This is a genomic window from Synechococcus sp. R6-10, from assembly GCF_047461815.1.
In the GTDB taxonomy this organism is placed as follows: Bacteria; Cyanobacteriota; Cyanobacteriia; order Thermostichales; family Thermostichaceae; genus Thermostichus.
Map to the genome: position 1 here is coordinate 1 of NZ_JANSHW010000254.1, position 1854 is coordinate 1854.

Annotated in this window: 2 protein-coding genes and 1 pseudogene; 2 read left to right on the forward strand and 1 reads right to left on the reverse strand. The window is 55.6% G+C overall.

Going from position 1 to position 1854, the window contains the following annotated elements:
* Positions 1–300: hypothetical protein (locus NW837_RS07840; RefSeq protein WP_414330446.1), on the forward strand; the 300-nt coding region annotated here is incomplete at its 5' end.
* 263 nt (positions 301–563) lie between these two features.
* On the opposite strand, the gene NW837_RS07845 is transcribed toward NW837_RS07840, so the two are convergent.
* Positions 564–1445 carry a LysR family transcriptional regulator gene (locus NW837_RS07845; RefSeq protein WP_414330447.1) on the reverse strand — a complete coding sequence of 294 codons (882 nt, stop codon included), beginning with the start codon at positions 1443–1445 and terminating at the stop codon, positions 564–566.
* A 174-nt stretch (positions 1446–1619) separates the two neighbouring features.
* Between NW837_RS07845 and NW837_RS07850 the strand changes: the two are divergent.
* A pseudogene (locus NW837_RS07850) lies at positions 1620–1854 on the forward strand (redox protein); the annotation flags it as partial.

Consider the following 1854-nt stretch of genomic DNA (forward strand, 5'->3'; position numbering starts at 1 on the left):
CCCCTTTCAACGGCTGGAGAACTCTATCTCCTCGGCGCGATTGGAGATAGGGTAGTGATCGCACTTGAAGGGCAAGGTAACTGGGGTGGGCAAGTCTTTTCAAAAATTGGCGGGGGAGGATCTGCTGGCCTTGCCCCAACGTACATTGGCCGCCGATTTTCACTGCGTTACCCAAAAACTGGGTCTAAAGCCCCGTCCTTCCAGGACAGTTTTTGCCCTGTTGTTGTCATTTTAAACAGGAATGAAACATTTCCGTTGCATTGCTTCCTAGCTCCTTTCTCCCTCTGGGACAGGATCTAAAGGTGATTGTGGAAGCGGCGTGGAACGTTTGGGCAGCAGCGGGGGTGTCTCAATCTAGTTTGAAATGACTATAGACCTGCAATGATATAGACCTGCAATGAAATAAACCCATGCTGGTCAGGGAAGCCAAACTCCTCAACGCCGCTCCAGCGCCATACCAAGCCTTGGATGAGGCCCTGCCCAGTTTGTCCGCAACCAATGCTTGCGTCACTGGATGGATGAGCGTGGTGTCAACAAAGCTGCCTTGTACTCCCGATGCAATGTTAACTTGGCAACTGGGATGGGTTTCCCCGCAAGGCTTCCAGGAAGGCAAGTACTGCAGGCGGATGCAGCGCAGAGGCCAGAACGGCAGCCCCGATCACCCGCTCCAGTGGGATCGGCAGCCGGCGGATCTGGATCCCTTCGGGAATGGGGATGGCGGCCAAGCGGGGCAAGATGGCAGCCCCCAGACCCTGTGCCACCATGTTCACAATGGTGGAGTCTTCCTTCACCAAGTAGGCCACCTTGAGGGTTTGGTGAGCGGCTTCCCAGTGGTTCCGCACCGCGGTGGTGCATTCGGCGTAGTTGTAGAGAATGTAGGAAAAACGGGAAAGATCCTCCCAGGTCAGGGTTTCCGGCAGGGGCCCAAAACTCAGCGGAACCAACACAATGAACTCATCGCGGGCAATCTCCCACGTCTGTAGATCCTCACCAGCCCGCGGCAGAGGCAATAGACCAATATCCACCTGGCCCGATCGCAACAGATGTTCAACAGTGGCCGGATCTTCCTCTGTGAGGGTGAGGGTAATCTGGGGAAATTGTTGGCGGAAGCGGGCGATCACCGGCGGCAGCAAATGGGTTGCAGCACTGCGAAAAGCGGCAACTCGCACATTTCCCCCCCGCAACCCTTTTTCCAGGTTGGCCTCATAATCCATTTGTTCCCGCAGTTGCAGCATTTTGCGAACATGGCGCAGCAGTCGCTCTCCCACCGGCGTCAGGCGCGCCCCAAAGCGACCGCGCACCAACAGGGTCACCCCCAGTTCTTCCTCCAGGCTGGCAATGGCCCGGCTCACCGCCGACTGGGAAATGTGCAATTGCAGAGCGGCATCGCTGAAATTCCCCCGCTCCACCACAGCCACCAGGGTTTGCAGTTGTGAGATGTTCATGGATCCCATCTATTCGATCTGCGCATAGATGTGATGCTATCTCAGGTTTGAACCCTCCGCCGCGCCTGACTAAACTACGACATAGCTTCCCCTTCACACTGCGAAACAGCGGGAAACAGTGTGAAAACCTCTTTATCTTCCTGTCGTTGGTCAAGTGTCCCTATGTCGAGATCCATGTTTGCCCTGCTGCCATTCCATCAATTTCGAGATACTCCCGGCGTGCGTTTTTTTGACATCACGGTTGCGCGATCCAACGCCCGCGATTTGGTTTACCACGATGGGCCGGCCATCAGTCCCCCCAACAATCCGCAGGGCTATTGGCAGTTTTATATGCATCCACACCAAGAGGACAACCTACTGGCTCTATGGGGCGGACGGACGTTTTACCTGGTGAATTTTAGCTGGAGGG

Bases quoted from the DNA above. Each gene is read 5' to 3' on its own strand.
- NW837_RS07845 (WP_414330447.1), bottom strand. From the start codon at position 1,445: ATGAACATCTCACAACTGCAAACCCTGGTGGCTGTGGTGGAGCGGGGG.